Raw genomic sequence first — 16,675 nt, 5'->3', positions numbered from 1 at the left:
ATTAAAGTGTTTACAATAAGCATTTTACTATTAATTATTTCTGTTTTCAAGATGTTTTTCTAATTTTCTCTTAACTCTTTGTAGTGCATTATCAATAGATTTAACATCTCTATTAAGCATGTTTGCGATATATTGATATGACTTACCACTTAAATATAGTTCTAGGACTTCTAATTCTAAGTCACTTAATAATTCATTCATCTTGTTTTCGATATTTTTTAATTCTTCTTTGCTTATTATCAGTTCCTCTGGATCAGTTACTATACTTGTTGCTATTATATCCAAAAGCGTTCTATCTGATTCCTCATCATATATAGGTTTATTTAAAGAAACATAAGAATTTAAAGGTATATGTTTTTGTCTTGTTGCTGTTTTGATTGCAGTTATTATCTGTCTTGTTATACAAATTTCTGCAAAACATTTAAATGAATTTGTTTTTGTTCCATCAAAATCCCTAACAGCTTTATATAGACCTATCATACCTTCTTGAATTATGTCTTCTTTGTCAGCTCCTACCAAAAAATATGACTTGGCCTTTGCTTTCACAAAGTTTTTATATTTAGATATAATATATTCTAATGCTAGTTTATCCCCTTTATTCGCTTTTAATACTATATTATACTCATCTTGTTGGCTTTTATCCAAATCTTCATAATAATTATAGTTTTTATTGCTATCTTTAGCTAGTAACATGAAATCTCCCCCATTTACAAGTTTCGTGTACTTATATTATAGCTCAACAAATCCAGTATTTTCAATGCTTTCTACGAATGTTCTCAAGTTTCGACAAAGTTATATCATCAAGTCTATCTTCTAAAAAATTTCGTTGAATTTTTCTTTCACTATCTCGTTGTTTTTCTTTTATTTTCGTCAAAGTTTCATCTAGATAGAGTTTTAATTCCCTTGCAGATATTCTTGTTGCACCTTTTCCTAAAATAATTTGTTGTTCTGCATAATCACTTGTAGCAACTTGAATTTTATCATATTTAGATAAAGTACTTATATATTTCTCTATATAACTATCTGCCGTTTGGTGTTCTTTTGTGTATACAATCGTTATATATTTTCGATTTTCTCGTTTTTCCGTACCACCCTTGACATTATATGCATCAAAAACAATAATCGCCTTTTTTCCGTGATATTGCGAATATTCGATTATATAGTGTATTAACCTCTCTCTAGCAGCATCTAAATCTTCTACAGATAAAATCTTTAATTCTTCCCAATCGTTTATAATATTGTAACCATCTACAATTAAATATGATTTGTACTTTTTCTTTGCCATTAATCCTTCTTCATTCTCTGTCTGAATATTTCATATAGTAATATACCACCTGCAACTGATGCATTTAATGATGATACATTTCCTATCATAGGCATTTTAACTACAAAGTCACAGTTTTGTTTAACTATTCTAGACACACCGAAACCTTCACTTCCTATTACTAAAGCTAATGGTCCTGTTAAGTCTTGCTCATAGAAAACTCCTCCGTCCATATCTGCCGCAGCTATCCAAAGCCCTTCTTTTTTTAAGTGTTTTATAGTATTTGCTATATTGGTTACCTTACAAACTGGAACATATTCAACAGCTCCTGCTGAAGCTTTTGCTACTACAGAAGTAATGTGAACTGATCTTCTTTTAGGTATAATTACACCATGAGCACCAACTGCATCTGCTGTTCTTATTATTGTACCAAGATTGTGGGGGTCTGTTATCTCGTCTAATATTATGAAGAATGGATCTTCTCCTCTTTCACGTGCTATTTCAAATAAATCTTCTAATTCATAATATTTATAATCACTTACTACAGCAATAACACCTTGATGTGAATGACTTGTACTTATTTCGTCTAATTTATGTTTATCTACATATTGTATAACTATATTTTTTTCTTTAGCCATACCTATTATTTTTTTGATAGAACCTTCTTTTGATGTATTTGATATCATTAATTTGTCTATTGGTCTATCACTTCTTAAAGCTTCTATAATAGGATTTCTACCTTCTATATTTGCCAATAAATTCACCGCCTATAATGTTTTAAATTTTTGTCTTACTTCTTGTATTTTTCCACATGTCATTTTTCCTTCTGGACATGCTCCGTTTAAACAGTTTGGTCCCACATTGTTGAATAATATAGGAGCAACTTCTCTTACTAATTTTAACATTTCTGTTGCTAATTCTCTAATTTCCCATTGTGCTCTTTCACAACATCTATGATGGAAGAAATTATATAAACTTCTAGCATTTATAGTAAATACCATTTTTGTTTCACATGCATTTGGGAATACATATCTAGCATCTTCTATAGACATTTTTTCAGCTTGAGATTTAGCTTTTTTCTCATTTAAACCTTTATCTAATAAGTCTTGATAGTGTTTTTCGAATAATATTTCTACTAACTTATCATAGTCTTCTTGACATTTATTCATTGATTGAATAAATATTTCTTTAGCTTTTTCGTTTTTTTCTATTTCTGGTGGAATGATATACTCAAATTGGTCAAGTTTTACATATCTTTGAGATTGTTGTGAAAAACTTGCTATTCTATGTCTCACTATTTGGTGAGAACAACTTCTTGATATTCCTTCAATCCCGAAAGTAAATGTAACGTGTTCAATTGGAGATTCATGTCCCATACTTACTAACATATTTAAAAATTTATTTATACTTTCTTCAGTTAGATTTTCTGCAATTTCATCTACACCAACTGGTGAATAACATAACTTCGCAGCCATTGATATTACTTTTTCCGGTTCTGGTGTATGAGCTAATAACTTAACTTTCATCTTTAAAATCCTCCCTTTATTCGTAAGTTTAATATATGAAATAATTTAATTTTACACTCTATTTTACATGAAATTTATATATAAAATAGACATATAAATTCCATTATACACTAAAACTATATCCTAAAAACATACTATAAAAAATATTATTTATATTACAAAAAACACCACTTTTATTTCACACTTTACAGTATGCCCAAAAGCGGTGTTTTTCTATTACATGTCTCGTTCTATAATTTCAATACCTTTTTGAATGATATATTCTAGTCTTTCTTTCTCTTCTCCAAGATATAAATATCCTATTAAAGCTTCAAATCCAGTTGCATATTTATAGTCAATTATGTCTGCATTTTTAGGCGCTGTATGAGATTTTTGATTTCTACCTCTTTTAAAAATCTTCATCTCTTCTTCTGTTAATTCGTTTTCTATTTCGTGTATTATTGTTGCCTGTGCTTTAGCTTTAGAATATTGTATAGCCAATTTATGAAGATTATTTACTTTTCTATTCATATTTTGTCTTATTAGATGTTCTCTAATATATGATTCATATACTGTGTCTCCTAAGTACGCTAATACTAATGGTGACATAGTTATAAGTTTTATTTTATCCATTTTTATGCTCTCTTCCATTTTACTCCTTGTCTAGTATCTTCAAGGATTATACCTTTATCTAGTAATTGTTGTCTTATTTCATCTGCTAATTGGAAGTTTTTATTTTTCTTAGCTTCTGTTCTTTGTGCTATTAGTTGTTCTATTTCTTCATCTAATATATCTTCTTTTTGATCTTTGTTTACTATATTTAATACGCTAGTTAATTCGTTGAATTCATCTATTACTTTTTGTGCAAATTCTTTAGAAGATTTTTCAGTTACGTTGCTGTTCATGAACTTAGCTAATTCGAATATAACACTTACTGCATCTGCTGTGTTAACATCATCATCCATAGCATCTATGAATTTTTGTCTAAATCCAGCTAATTCTTCTTGTAATTTAGCTTCTTCTTCAGTCATTTTAGAATCTTCAAGATTGTTTATTGTAAATAATGCTTTTTCTTTAGCGTTGTATAATCTTTCAAGTCCAGCTTTAGATTGATTTAATATTTCATCGCTGAAGTTTATTGGATTTCTGTAGTGAGTAGATAACATGAATAATCTAACTACTTCTAAATCAAATATTTCTGCTATTTCTCTAACAGTGAAGAAGTTACCTAATGATTTACTCATTTTTTCGTTATTAACGTTGATATACTCGTTGTGTAACCAGTAGTTTGAGAAATTCTTTCCGCTTCTAGCTTCACTTTGTGCTATTTCGTTTTCATGGTGAGGGAACTTTAAGTCTTGCCCACCAGCATGTATATCTATAGTTTCTCCTAAATATCTGTTAGACATAACTGAACATTCTATATGCCATCCTGGTCTACCTTCTCCCCATGGACTTGCCCATCCTGGTTCGCCTTCTTTTTTAGCTTTCCATAAAACGAAGTCCATTGGATGTCTTTTTTGATCATTTACTTCTATTCTTGCCCCTGCTTCTAATTCTTCTTGTTTTATCCCAGAAAGTTTTCCGTAATCTTTGAATTTCTTAGTATCGAAGTATACATCTCCATTAACTGCATATGCATATCCTTTGTCTTCTAATTCTTTTACGAATGCTATTATTTGTTCTATATTATCTGTTACTCTTGGGTGAACACTTGCTCTTTTTATTCCAAGACCGTCAGCATCTACAAAATATTCATTTATGTACTTATTAGCAACTTCTTCTGGTGTTATATTTTCTTCATGACCTCTTTTTATAATTTTGTCATCTACATCTGTAAAGTTTTGTACAAATGTAACATCATATCCCCTATATTCTAAATATCTTCTTAATGTATCAAATATTATAAAAGGTCTAGCATTTCCTATATGTATAAAGTTGTATACTGTAGGTCCGCATACATACATTTTCACCTTGCCTTCTTCGATTGGTTTAAACTCTTCTTTTTTACGTGATAATGTATTATATAATTTCACGATAATCACCTCTCCTCTAATTAAAATTATTATTTCTATGTCATTAAATATTTCTATATTTTTTCTTTATTTTTTGTATATTTTCAACTGTTTACTATATTATTATACCTTATTACACAATTTTAACAACAATTATAAAACTATTTTTTATTATTTTGATAATAGATACCCAAAATATACATTCTAAAATATTTTTTCTTTTTAAGCCAGTATATAACATAATTTTAAAATATAATTATACTTTTTTTACTCCACTCAATACATCCTCAAAACTATAAATACTCTCATCAGACATCGAAACTATCTTATTCCAATCATCTTTATAGTATTCATCATATATACCTACTACTTTGCAATGTGCCAATTTAGCACTTTCAACAGCATACAACGCATCTTCAAATACAACTGTATCCTGTGGTTTTTCATTCATATCTCTACAAACTTGTAGATATATTTGTGGATTTCTTTTACTAAGTTCAAAATCTTTATCTGTATAAACCTTATCAAATAAGTCTAATATTTCTGTTCTTTTTAATGCTGCTAGAGCTTGATTTTTTTGTGATGTAGTTAATATACACATCTTATATCCCATTTTATTTAACTGTATTAAATACTCTTTTACGCCTTCTTTTAATGGTATTTCATTTAAATATTTATCTTCTATCATATCTAATATCTGATTTTCGATTATATCTAAACTCTCATTTAGGTTGTATGTACTTTTTAAGTAAGAAGCTGATTCATTTAATGTCATTATATCGATTACTTCTTCTAAATTATCTTGAGCTAATTTACCTTTACTTTGTAGATATATCCTCCCAAGATATTTCCAAAGTTTCATTGAATCTAATAAAGTTCCGTCCATATCAAATATAAGTAATTTTTTATTATGAATAATTCTATCTAGTATCATATTCTTCCTTTCTATATTAATTGTCTTAAATATTTAAAAAACCTATGAATATAGATTTTTCTATAATTACATAGGTTTTAGATATTAATTATTTTCCATCATATAATTCAAATCTATATTTTTGATTTGTTATATTGTCTTCTCTTCCATCTTCAACTTCTTCCATAAACATATCAAGAGGTCTGACAAACATCCCATATGGTGGGTATAATGCTTGGTATGAAACTAGAACTTCTTCTGTTTCAGTATGTGTCACGATATTGTGAACATAATATAATTTTCCTTTAAAGTGTCTGTATGGTCTTTGTACTTCTATTTTTCTAGTCATAATTTTCTCCGTTTTATCTCATTTCTATTAATTGTATTTTTAGTCCGTCTGGGTCATTTACATAGAAAAATTTAGTTTTTGGATTTGGTGATATTATATCAGTAGTTTGATATCCCATTGAATTTAGTTTTTCCATATATTCTTCTACATTTTCTACTTCAAACCCTATCGATATACCACTTCCTGAGTATATTTTTTCATTTTCATCTTGTATAAGTTCTATTTGTGTATCTCCATCTTTATCAGATAAAAATGCTAAAGTTTTTGAACCAGCGCTAAATTTATTTCGTATTGTTAGACCAGCTACTTCTTCATAAAATTGTATCGATTTCTCTATATCACTTACTATTATAGTTGTATGTGCATATCTCATTTTTTCACCTCTAAATTTAATATTTTTAATGTTTATTTATATTATACATTATAACCTTTTCCAACAAATGTTTTACATTTCCAATTTTTTATGGTAATGTATTATGGTATTAAAATTGAAAGACAGTTCATTTAGACCATCCTGTCTATAAATAAAACTAGGCTATTGAATGAAAAAAGGTTTATTTTTTCGTACTAGTTTTATAGTGCCAAAAAATAAGCCTTTTTTTATTTATAATTTATGCTTAAAAAATTTAGACAAGATAATGAACATGTATTAATAATCAACATAGATATTTCGGGAGGTAAATATGTTTAAAATAAAAAGTCAAATTGAGTTTGATATGGCCCACTACTTAAGTGGCTATGAGGGAAAATGCTCAAACATACATGGTCATAGATATAAATTAATAGTTTCAGTTAAAAGTGAAACACTTCATCAAGAAGGACAACTTAGAGGAATGGTTGATGATTTTGGAAATATAAAATCTAAATTAAAAGAAATAGAAAATTTATATGATCATAAATTAGTCATCGAGGATAATGAAGATGGTCGTTTGGTAGCGCAAAATTTGAGCGAATTACCAAATGCATTTAAAGTTCTATTAGTTCCATATAGACCTACTGCAGAAGAAATGAGTAGAGATATTTTTTACAAATTAAAAGATATGGGACTAAATGTTAGCGAAGTAGAATTATTCGAAACACCAACAAATAGTTGTACATATTCGGAGGAATAAGATGTTTAATATTATAGAAAAATTCGTTTCGATAGACGGTGAAGGTCCAACCGCTGGCGAGCTTGCTACTTTTATAAGATTCCAAGGTTGCAACTTAAGATGTTCATGGTGCGATACTACTTATTCTTTTGATAAAAGTGAAATCACAGAAGTTTTATCTGCAGAAAAAATTTACGATTACATAAAAAGTACAGGTGTTTCAAACGTAACATTAACAGGTGGTGAACCTCTGTTTCAAAAGAATATAGACGAAGTTTTATCATTATTAAATGATGATAAAACTCTTGTGGTTCATATAGAAACAAACGGAGCTATAGATATTCTTCCATTCAAAGAAAAATATCCTAATATCATCTTTATATTAGACTATAAACTAAACTCTAGTGATATGACTCATCTTATGAAATTAGAAAATTTCAATCATGTTAATAGTAAAGATGTCTATAAATTCGTATTAGGAAGTAATGAGGATCTTGAAGAGGCATATAACTTAATCAATAAATTTGATTTAACAAATAAATGTTTAGTTTATTTCAGCCCAGTTTTTAATTCTATTAATTTAGAAGATATTGTTGAGTTTATGAAAGATAAAAACTTAAACAAAGTTAAACTTCAAGTCCAATTACATAAGGTTATCTGGGACCCTAATATGAAAGGTGTTTAATACCTAAATATTAATATGTGAACGGAAATATAAAATTTAAAGGAGATAAATTATGAATAATAATAGTAATAATAATGCTGTAGTTGTATTTAGTGGGGGACAAGATTCTACTACTTGCTTATTTTGGGCATTAGAAAGATTTGATAAAGTTATTGCTGTAACTTTTAATTATAACCAAAAACATAAACTAGAAATAGAATGTGCAAAAAATATAGCTAATGAACTTGGAATAGAACATCATATATTAGATATGGATTTACTTAATCAATTAGCACCAAATGCACTAACTCGTGATGATATAGAAATTAAAGATGGCGAAGAAGGCGAACTTCCATCTACTTTTGTTGAAGGACGTAATATGGTATTTTTAACTTTTGCAGCCATATTAGCAAAAACAAAAAATGCTAGACATATCGTTACAGGTGTATGTGAAACTGACTTTAGTGGATATCCTGACTGTAGAGATGTATTTATAAAATCGTTAAATGTAACATCAAACCTAGCTATGGATTATGATTTTGTAATGCATACTCCTCTAATGTGGTTAGATAAAGCGCAAACTTGGGAACTTGCGGATAAATACGGAAAACTTGAATATGTAAGAGAAAAAACTCTTACTTGCTATAACGGAATAATCGGTGATGGATGTGGTGAATGTCCTTCATGCAAACTAAGACAAAATGGCTTAGAAACTTATTTAAAACAAAAAGAAGAACTTTGCAAATAGAAAGAGGTATTTATATATGTTAGAAACAGGAAGAAAAGATAAAGAATTAGAAGGTTTAAGCTTACTTGGTAACCAAGGAACTAAATATAAATTTGGTTATGACCCAGATATATTAGAAGTATTTGATAACAAACATCCAAACAATGACTACTTTGTTAAATTCAACTGTCCTGAATTTACAAGTTTATGTCCAATAACAGGACAACCTGATTTTGCAACAATATATATTAGTTACATACCAGGTGAAAAAATGGTTGAAAGTAAATCTTTAAAACTATACTTATTTAGTTTTAGAAATCATGGTGATTTCCACGAAGACTGCATGAATGTAATAATGAAGGATTTAATAAAATTAATGTCTCCAAAATATATAGAAGTTTGGGGTAAATTCACTCCAAGAGGCGGAATAAGTATAGATCCATATTGCAATTATGGAATCCCAGGCACAAAATATGAAAAAATGGCCGAACATAGAATGATGAATCACGACTTATATCCTGAAAAAGTTGATAATAGATAATAAAAAATATTGATATAAATTAAAATATATAAAAAGACGATAAGTAAAACCTCCCTATCTTATTTTTAGGTATCGTTTATTTATTGTCTTTTTCATTTTTAAAATTTATACATTATATAATATACTTTTTATCCAATTTTTCTTCATAGTTAATAATATACTCAAGTTATTTTATCTATTTTTAAGGGTATATTATTAAAATAAACAAAAATATGAAGGGAGGATATGAGTAATTATTTTTATAATTTACTCAAAATATTTATGATAAATAAAATTTCTAATACTGGATTTAATTTTGATAATTCATATATTGAACTTCCCCCAGAATTCTACAGCCCTGCAAATCTACAACCTGTAAAATCACCACAATTAGTCATATTAAACAATGAATTATCTAACTCTCTAGGATTAAATACAGATTTTCTAAAATCACCAGAAGGCATATATATTATGTCTGGAAATATAAAAATCCCAGATGGCGCATATATATCCCAAGCATATGCAGGTCATCAATTTGGAGGATTTACAATGCTCGGTGATGGTCGTGCATTATTGATTGGTGAACAAATTACTCCATCTAATCAGAGATTTGATATACAACTTAAAGGCTCTGGAAGAACACCTTATTCTAGAAATGGCGATGGTCGAGCTGTGCTTGGTCCTATGCTGCGTGAATATATCATCAGCGAGGCAATGCATGGACTAAAGATTCCTACTACTAGAAGTCTATCTGTTATTTCGACTGGCGAAAATGTATATCGTGAAACTATTCAACAAGGTGCCATATTAACAAGGGTTGCATCTAGCCATATTAGATTCGGAACATTTGAATATGCGGCATATATGCTTGATTATGAAAAACTAAAAAAACTATCAGATTATACAATTAAAAGACATTTCCCCTTTTTAGAAAACAACGAAAATAAATATATAAATCTTTTAGATGAAGTTATAAAACTCCAAGCATCACTTGTTGCTAAATGGCAAAGTGTCGGATTTATACATGGTGTTTTAAATACAGATAATATGAGTATTTGTGGTGAAACTATAGACTATGGACCTTGTGCATTTATGGATGTCTATAATCCTGATACTGTATTTAGCTCTATAGATACAAATGGTAGATATGCATATAAAAATCAAATTGCCATCGTAAATTGGAATTTATATAGATTAGCAGAGACTCTACTTCCACTAATAAATTCTGATGAAAATAAAGCTATCGAACTTGCACAAAACTCTTTATCTAAATTTATCAATCTTGCTACGTCTAATCTAAGTCATGAAATGTGTTCTAAGATAGGAATATTTGAGCCAAAAACTAGTGACATTGATTTATTAAATGAACTACTTAATATGATGCAAAAATATAAAGAAGATTATACTAACACATTTATAGCTCTGACATTCAATGATTTGCCTCAAAAAGGAATGTTTATAAGTGAGGAATTTATAAATTGGAAAAAGAAATGGGAAGAAACACTCACTCTTCAAAACAAATCAAAAGATGAAGTTTTCGACTTAATGAAAAACTCTAATCCAGCAGTTATTCCTAGAAATCATAGAGTTGAAGAAGCTTTATCAGCAGCTAATAATAGAGATTTTTCTGTAATGAATAATCTTTTAAAAGCTTTATCTAATCCATTTGAGCATTCGGAATTTCAAAAGGAATATGCTAAACTCCCATCTACTCCACAATGTAATTATAGAACTTATTGTGGAACTTAATTTTAAAAATAAGCGTTATAACACTACAATATAACGCTTATTTTTTATGCTTACTTTATGTCCTATTTACCCCATTTTTATTTGTATTTCAAAATCTAGTGTATTCAATACACAGTATATTTCTGATATAATATTAATACTATAAATTGGGAACTAAGGAGGTTTACAATGATAAATAATTTACAAGAAGCTCAAAACTGCCTTCTTTGCAAAAAGCCTAGATGTCAGACTAACTGCCCTATAAATACACCAATTCCTCAAGTAATTGAGTTATATAAGAATGGGGAAATCGAAAAAGCAGGGGAAATATTATTTAATAACAATCCCTTATCTGTTATTTGTGCAATAGTATGTCCGCACGAAAGACAATGTAGAGGAAACTGTATAAGAGGTATAAAAAAAGAACCTGTTCATTTCCATTCAATTGAAGAGGAAATCTCAGCGAAATATTTAGAAACTACAAAATTTGAAAAACCTGAAAGCAACGGAATAAAAGTAGCTATCATAGGTTCTGGACCAGCTGGTCTTACTGTTGCATTTGATCTTGCTAAAAGAGGATATGATGTAACAATATTTGAAAAAAATGAAAGAATTGGTGGGGTATTAGCATATGGTATTCCTGAATTCAGATTACCTAGAAAATTAATAGATTTACTAGTTGCTCGTCTTTTAGACCTTGGAGTTAAAATAAAAATAAATTCTATCGTAGGTCCTGTAGTAACATTAAATAAATTATTTAAAGACGGTTATAAATCAATCTTTATCGGAACAGGAGTATGGAATCCAAAAAGACTTGATATAAAAGGTGAAACGTTTGGTCATTCTCATTACGCTATAGATTATTTAAAAAGTCCACAATACTACTCTTTAGGTAAAAAAGTTGTAGTTATCGGTGCAGGTAACGTGGCTATGGATGCTGCTAGAACTGCAAAAAGAAATGGTGCAGAAGAAGTCTATATAGCTTATAGACGTAACTTTGAAGATATGACAGCAACAAAACATGAAATATCAGAAGCTCAAAATGAAGGAGTTTTATTCAAAACATTTGAAGCTCCTGTTGAAATTGTAGATGAAGGTATAATCCTTGCTCGTACAGAAAAAGTAGAAGTTGACGGAAGAAGTAGTGTATCTATTGTCCCTGATAGTGAATATTTATTTGAATGTGACTCTATCTTAATAGCTGTAAGTCAAGCACCTAAAAATACTATAGTAGTTAATAATAAAGGTGTTGATACTACTAAACGTGGTCATATCGAAACAGATGAAAAAGGTCATACTACAAAAGAAGGCGTATTTGCATGTGGAGATGTTGTTCTTGGTGCAAGTACTGTAATACAAGCCGTAAATTCAGCTAAAATAGTTAGTGAATCTATGCATGAATATTTACAAGAAGTAGCTGAAGAAGCAGCAATTTAATAAATAAAAAAAACAGTATTGAAAATCTAATTAGACACTCAATACTGTTTTTTATTGTTCCATGTGGAACCTTAATTATTATCTATTTTTATAGCAGTCCATGCATCATCATACATTTGCTTAGTCTTTAAATCAAAGTCTTTATATAATTCACATCTACTCATAATCTCTTTAGTCATATAAGCATTTGGATTATCTTGAATTTCTTTTGGTTGTGCTAATCTAGCTTCTTTATTTGGTGTTGTATACCCTATTTCATCAGCTATTCTTAATGCACTTTCTTTATCGCTGACAAAGTTTATGAATTTTTCTGCACCTTCTACATTTTTAGCATTTGAAGTTATACATAAACTATCAATCCAGAAGTTTGCTCCCTCTTTTGGTACAATATACACTAAGTTTGGATATTCATCTTGAAGATTTAGACCTTCTCCAGACCAAATCATATTTATATTAGTTTCACCAGCTGGTATCATAGTTGTTCCGTTATCTACACCATATATAGGATTGATTAACTTTCTTTGTTCTAATAATAATTCTTTGGCTTCGTTTATTTCGTCTTTATTAGTTGAGTTTAAAGAATATCCTAGTTTCTTTAATGCTACACCTATTGTATCTCTATATGTATCAAACATAAAAATCTGATCTTTATATTTTTCATTCCATAGTATATCCCAACTATCTACTTTTTCTTTTACTACATCTTTATTGTATATAAGTCCTACTGTACCGAACATATATGGTACTGAATATTTATTTCCTGGATCCATATCTAAATTTAGATATTGTTCATCCATTTGAGATATGTTTGGTATGTTTTCTTTATTTAATTCTTGAACTAAACCTTTTTCAATCATTCTAGGCATTAATGCATCTGATACTAAAACAACATCATATTGACCTGCACCACTGTTTATTTTTTGATACATAGCTTCCATATCATCAAAAGTTTCCATGTTTACTTTGATGTTGTATTTCTTTTCAAATTCTTTTATAGTTTCATCATCGATATTTTCTCCATAATTGAAAAAATTAATTTGTTCTTGCTGTTTTTTGCTACAACCTGATAATAATGTAGTCATCATCATTATGCATAGCGATATAACTAATATTTTTGATAATTTTTTCATAATATACTCCTTTCAATTTAATAAACTCCTCTTATCAGTATTTAGATACTAAATTATATCATTAAAAATAATTATTTTCTCTTAATATATTCGATACTAAATAAGAAAATCCTTACTTCTAATAACATTAATAATATTATCGCTATAATTTTTACCCAAATTTCTTCTATAAATTTATAATTTTAAAAAATATATTTAATTTTTACATTGTCATTTATTTTTCTACATAAGAAAAAGACGACCAAAATGGCCGCCCTTTAATTATATATAATTTGTTATGAAAATATTTTATACTATTGTACTACAGCAACTTCATTTAATTTTGCATTCATTTCAAGTAATTGTTCTTTAGTTAAAGTTACATTACATGCTCCAAGAAGTGATGTTAATCTAAGAACTGTGAAGCTTCCTAACATTTTCATCATAGGTCCCATGTCAGTTTGTTCTGATTTTCCACCCATAATTCCACCAACAGCTGGTGCCATGATTTCAGAGAATACTCTAGCTCCTTCTTCAGATTTAACTATGTCTTCTATTTTACTGTTAAGAGAGTAATATCCTTCTGGTGCTACTACGTCGAACCAGTTTAATATTGCTCCTTTTTCTTTTAGACGGTATTCTTCGTTGAATACTTCTACTTTTCTAAGGAAACTTTTATCTCTACATTCACCAGCTATAGCTACTAAATTAGTTTCTCCTGTATTTGGTACTTCAAAATAGAAGAAGTGTTCTGGTGAAGTTTGTTTTCCTAAGCTAACACCATTAGCAAATAACTCTACTTCTGGTTGGTTTGAGTAAACAGTTACTTTTGTAGTTTCTTCTACTCTGTCTACATATCTTTTACCACAGATGTGTACGAATGGATCATCTGATAACCAAGCTTTGTAAGCGTAGAATGAATCCTTTTTATATTTACGGTCAAATGTCATTAAACCTTTATGGTTTTGTCCATTTTCCCCACCTTCATTTCTTGAGTCTGCACCGAAGTCAAACATGTTCCATACATGTGTTGCCCACATATATTTTCTTGTGAAGAATTGTTTGATTAATTCTTCATGGTAGTATGCTTGATATTCTTCTGTATAGTCACCTTGTTGTGGGTCAGAAGTATGCCAGTTTAATGCTTCACAACCATATTCACTACAACCTATTGGTATGTTTGGATATTTAGCATGGAATTCGTCAAACCAAGGTCCATTTTGAGAAGTATCTCCTCCATACCATCCGAAGTAGTGATTGTATGATACTGTATCTGGTATTTGAACATATGGGTCATCCATGCTACACATAGATACACAAGCCATAGTTGTTAAACGAGTTTTGTCCATTTCATGAACTAAATCATTTAATATTACATGGTTTTCTCTTAAATCTTCATCAGAATCACCATGCATTGTTATTTCATTTGATAATCCCCATACAACTATTGATGGATGGTTGTAGTTTTGAACTACTAATTCTTTCATTTGAGTTATTGTGTTTTCTCTACCATTTGGCATATGAGTTGATATGTATGGTATTTCAGCCCATACTACCATACCTCTTTCATCACATAAATCGTAGAAGTATTGGTCATGTTGGTAGTGAGCAAGTCTTATTGTAGTTGCTCCAACTTCACATATTAAATCCATATCTTCGTCGTGATGTTCTTTAAGTAATGCATTACCTACTCCCCATCTATCTTGGTGACGAGATACACCTCTTAATGGATATTCTTCCCCATTTAATATAAATCCGTTTTCTGGGTGTATTTCAAAAGTACGGCATCCAAATCTTGCGCTTACGTTGTCTAAAACTTCATCTTCTGATTTTAAACAAACTTCTGCAGTGTATAGATATGGATCTTTTTTACCATGCCATAAATGTACGTTTTCTATTTCGAAAGATGCTACAGTTTGTGAAGCAGGTGTTTCTTGTTCTGCAACAACATTTCCTTCTGCATCTTTTAATGTATATACTAATTTTTGATTTTCTTTTACGTTTTTAACGAATACTTCAACTTCAACTTTAGCATTTTCACCTACTACTTCTGGAGTTACTTTTATACCAGGTGTTCCGTAGTATTCTAAATCAAAGTGTGATTCACTTACAGCGATTATATTTAAATCTCTGTATATACCACCATAGAAAGTGAAGTCTGCATTTTGTGGATATACTCTATCATTTGGAGAGTTATCTACTTCAAATACGAATAAGTTTTTATCTTCTAATACATCAGTTATATCAACTCTCCAAGTTGAATAACCTCCGTCGTGGTTAGCTAATTTTTTACCATTTACATATAATATTGCTGAAGAATTTGCCCCTTGTATTTCTAAGAAATATCTATCAGCCTTTGGTAAATCCATTTTTTCAAGTTCTTTTGCATAGAAAGCAGTTCCTCTATAAAGGTCATTTCCACCATCTTGTCCATCTATATCATTCCAAGTATGAGGTATATTAACCCAGTTCCATCTTTCAGGCATTGTAGTTGGAGCTTCTAAAGCTTCTTTAGAGAATGCCCATTTTGTGTTGAAATTATATATTTGTCTCATATATATCCTTCTCCCCTCATTTTATATGTCAAAATTTAATATTATATTCTAAACAAAGTAAAGTTAGAATATTATATTTATATCATAAGTAATAACTATAATACTTAATTATGTCGTTTTGTGTTATTACTTTATTTAACAGTATGTTAATTATATCACAAAAAACGTTTTTCCTCATCAATATATACGTTTTTTTTATTAATATATCCGATATTTATTGTCTTATTCTAAAAATAAAAACGACTTATATATAAGTCGTTTTCATTTATAATTTTAAAAAGTTAGTATTTTATTGTGCAATTTGATTTAATTTATCATTTAAGTCAAGTAATTGTTCTTTTGTAAAGTCTACATTTGTAGCACTAAGAAGACTTATATATCTAAGAACTTTAAATGCTCCTAACATCTTCATTTTTTTCTTTACTTCTTCTTCAGTTTCATTTGTTGAGTTATTTCCCCAACCAGAACCGCCACTCTTCATAAATTCCATAAATAATTTTGCGCCTTCTTCTGATTTCATTATATCTTCTATTTTACTGTTAAGAGATAAGTATCCTTCTCTTTCATTAATATCAAACCAGTTTAATATAGCTCCTGTTTCTTTTAATCGATAATCTTCATTGAATACTTCTACTTTTCTTATGAAGCTTTCATCTCTGCATTCACCAGCTACAGCTACTAAAGTAGTTTCACCTATATTTGGTACTTCAAAATAGAAGAAGTGTTCTGGTGAAGTTTGTTTTCCTAAACTAACACCATTAGCAAATAACTCTACTTCTGGTTGATTTGAGTAAACAG

The 16,675-nt window shown here is 29.1% G+C and carries 18 protein-coding genes; 6 read left to right on the top strand and 12 right to left on the bottom strand.

The features are described 5' to 3' along the window. Positions 1–30: 30 nt before the first annotated feature. The 9 genes from sigH to RDX53_RS06505 form a co-directional block, all read right to left on the bottom strand. A complete protein-coding gene (gene sigH, locus RDX53_RS06545; RefSeq protein ID WP_295675825.1) occupies positions 31–693 on the bottom strand; it encodes an RNA polymerase sporulation sigma factor SigH in 663 nt (220 codons plus the stop codon). Between the two features lie 61 nt (positions 694–754). After that, entirely contained in the window at positions 755–1,285 is a 531-nt protein-coding gene (locus tag RDX53_RS06540) for an NYN domain-containing protein (RefSeq protein WP_307993880.1), read from the bottom strand. Further along, entirely contained in the window at positions 1,285–2,019 is a 735-nt protein-coding gene (gene rlmB, locus RDX53_RS06535; protein ID WP_307993879.1) for a 23S rRNA (guanosine(2251)-2'-O)-methyltransferase RlmB, read from the bottom strand. Before rlmB ends, RDX53_RS06540 begins: the two co-directional genes overlap by 1 nt. Positions 2,020–2,031: 12 nt before the next feature. Beyond that, positions 2,032–2,790, bottom strand: a complete 759-nt coding sequence (gene thyX / locus RDX53_RS06530; protein ID WP_195930774.1) for an FAD-dependent thymidylate synthase — start codon at positions 2,788–2,790, stop codon at positions 2,032–2,034. Between the two features lie 216 nt (positions 2,791–3,006). Then, positions 3,007–3,420, bottom strand: a complete 414-nt coding sequence (locus RDX53_RS06525) for a Mini-ribonuclease 3 (RefSeq protein ID WP_195930775.1) — start codon at positions 3,418–3,420, stop codon at positions 3,007–3,009. Beyond that, entirely contained in the window at positions 3,405–4,805 is a 1,401-nt protein-coding gene (gene cysS, locus RDX53_RS06520) for a cysteine--tRNA ligase (protein WP_295734422.1), read from the bottom strand. Before cysS ends, RDX53_RS06525 begins: the two co-directional genes overlap by 16 nt. Positions 4,806–5,040: 235 nt before the next feature. After that, complete coding sequence (locus RDX53_RS06515; RefSeq protein ID WP_307993878.1) at positions 5,041–5,718, bottom strand: HAD family phosphatase; 678 nt, start codon at positions 5,716–5,718, stop codon at positions 5,041–5,043. 88 nt (positions 5,719–5,806) lie between these two features. Then, positions 5,807–6,046, bottom strand: a complete 240-nt coding sequence (locus tag RDX53_RS06510) for a DUF1653 domain-containing protein (RefSeq protein WP_307993877.1) — start codon at positions 6,044–6,046, stop codon at positions 5,807–5,809. A 13-nt stretch (positions 6,047–6,059) separates the two neighbouring features. Beyond that, the gene (locus RDX53_RS06505) at positions 6,060–6,419 is read right to left on the bottom strand and encodes a VOC family protein (protein WP_295675835.1); all 360 of its coding nucleotides are present in this window, start codon (positions 6,417–6,419) and stop codon (positions 6,060–6,062) included. A gap of 310 nt (positions 6,420–6,729) precedes the next feature. On the opposite strand from RDX53_RS06505, the gene RDX53_RS06500 reads away from it, so the two are divergent. The 6 genes from RDX53_RS06500 to RDX53_RS06475 all read left to right on the top strand — a co-directional run bounded on the left by RDX53_RS06500 (position 6,730) and on the right by RDX53_RS06475 (position 12,213). Continuing rightward, positions 6,730–7,158 (top strand): 6-carboxytetrahydropterin synthase, encoded by a 429-nt coding sequence (locus tag RDX53_RS06500; RefSeq protein WP_307993876.1) that lies wholly within the window; start codon positions 6,730–6,732, stop codon positions 7,156–7,158. Between the two features lies 1 nt (position 7,159). Beyond that, complete coding sequence (gene queE, locus RDX53_RS06495; protein WP_307993875.1) at positions 7,160–7,822, top strand: putative 7-carboxy-7-deazaguanine synthase QueE; 663 nt, start codon at positions 7,160–7,162, stop codon at positions 7,820–7,822. A 52-nt stretch (positions 7,823–7,874) separates the two neighbouring features. Further along, a complete protein-coding gene (gene queC / locus RDX53_RS06490; protein WP_195930782.1) occupies positions 7,875–8,549 on the top strand; it encodes a 7-cyano-7-deazaguanine synthase QueC in 675 nt (224 codons plus the stop codon). A 16-nt stretch (positions 8,550–8,565) separates the two neighbouring features. After that, positions 8,566–9,069, top strand: a complete 504-nt coding sequence (queF, locus tag RDX53_RS06485) for a preQ(1) synthase (protein ID WP_195930783.1) — start codon at positions 8,566–8,568, stop codon at positions 9,067–9,069. Positions 9,070–9,294: 225 nt separating this feature from the next. After that, entirely contained in the window at positions 9,295–10,797 is a 1,503-nt protein-coding gene (locus RDX53_RS06480) for a protein adenylyltransferase SelO family protein (RefSeq protein WP_307993874.1), read from the top strand. A 168-nt stretch (positions 10,798–10,965) separates the two neighbouring features. After that, the gene (locus RDX53_RS06475; protein WP_195930785.1) at positions 10,966–12,213 is read left to right on the top strand and encodes an NAD(P)-dependent oxidoreductase; all 1,248 of its coding nucleotides are present in this window, start codon (positions 10,966–10,968) and stop codon (positions 12,211–12,213) included. 71 nt (positions 12,214–12,284) lie between these two features. On the opposite strand, the gene RDX53_RS06470 is transcribed toward RDX53_RS06475, so the two are convergent. From RDX53_RS06470 to RDX53_RS06460, 3 genes are all read right to left on the bottom strand, one after another. Beyond that, a complete protein-coding gene (locus tag RDX53_RS06470; protein ID WP_195930786.1) occupies positions 12,285–13,343 on the bottom strand; it encodes a PotD/PotF family extracellular solute-binding protein in 1,059 nt (352 codons plus the stop codon). Between the two features lie 293 nt (positions 13,344–13,636). Beyond that, entirely contained in the window at positions 13,637–15,877 is a 2,241-nt protein-coding gene (locus RDX53_RS06465) for a glycoside hydrolase family 2 TIM barrel-domain containing protein (protein ID WP_307993873.1), read from the bottom strand. Positions 15,878–16,166: 289 nt separating this feature from the next. Then, a partial coding sequence (locus RDX53_RS06460; RefSeq protein ID WP_307993872.1) for a DUF4982 domain-containing protein occupies positions 16,167–16,675 on the bottom strand: 509 nt, incomplete at its 5' end.

Origin of the sequence: uncultured Intestinibacter sp. (assembly GCF_902468165.1) — a bacterium.
Classification (GTDB): domain Bacteria; phylum Bacillota; class Clostridia; order Peptostreptococcales; family Peptostreptococcaceae; genus Intestinibacter.
The sequence above is the reverse complement of the archived record's forward strand: the minus strand, read 5'-3'. Positions and strand labels throughout refer to the sequence as shown.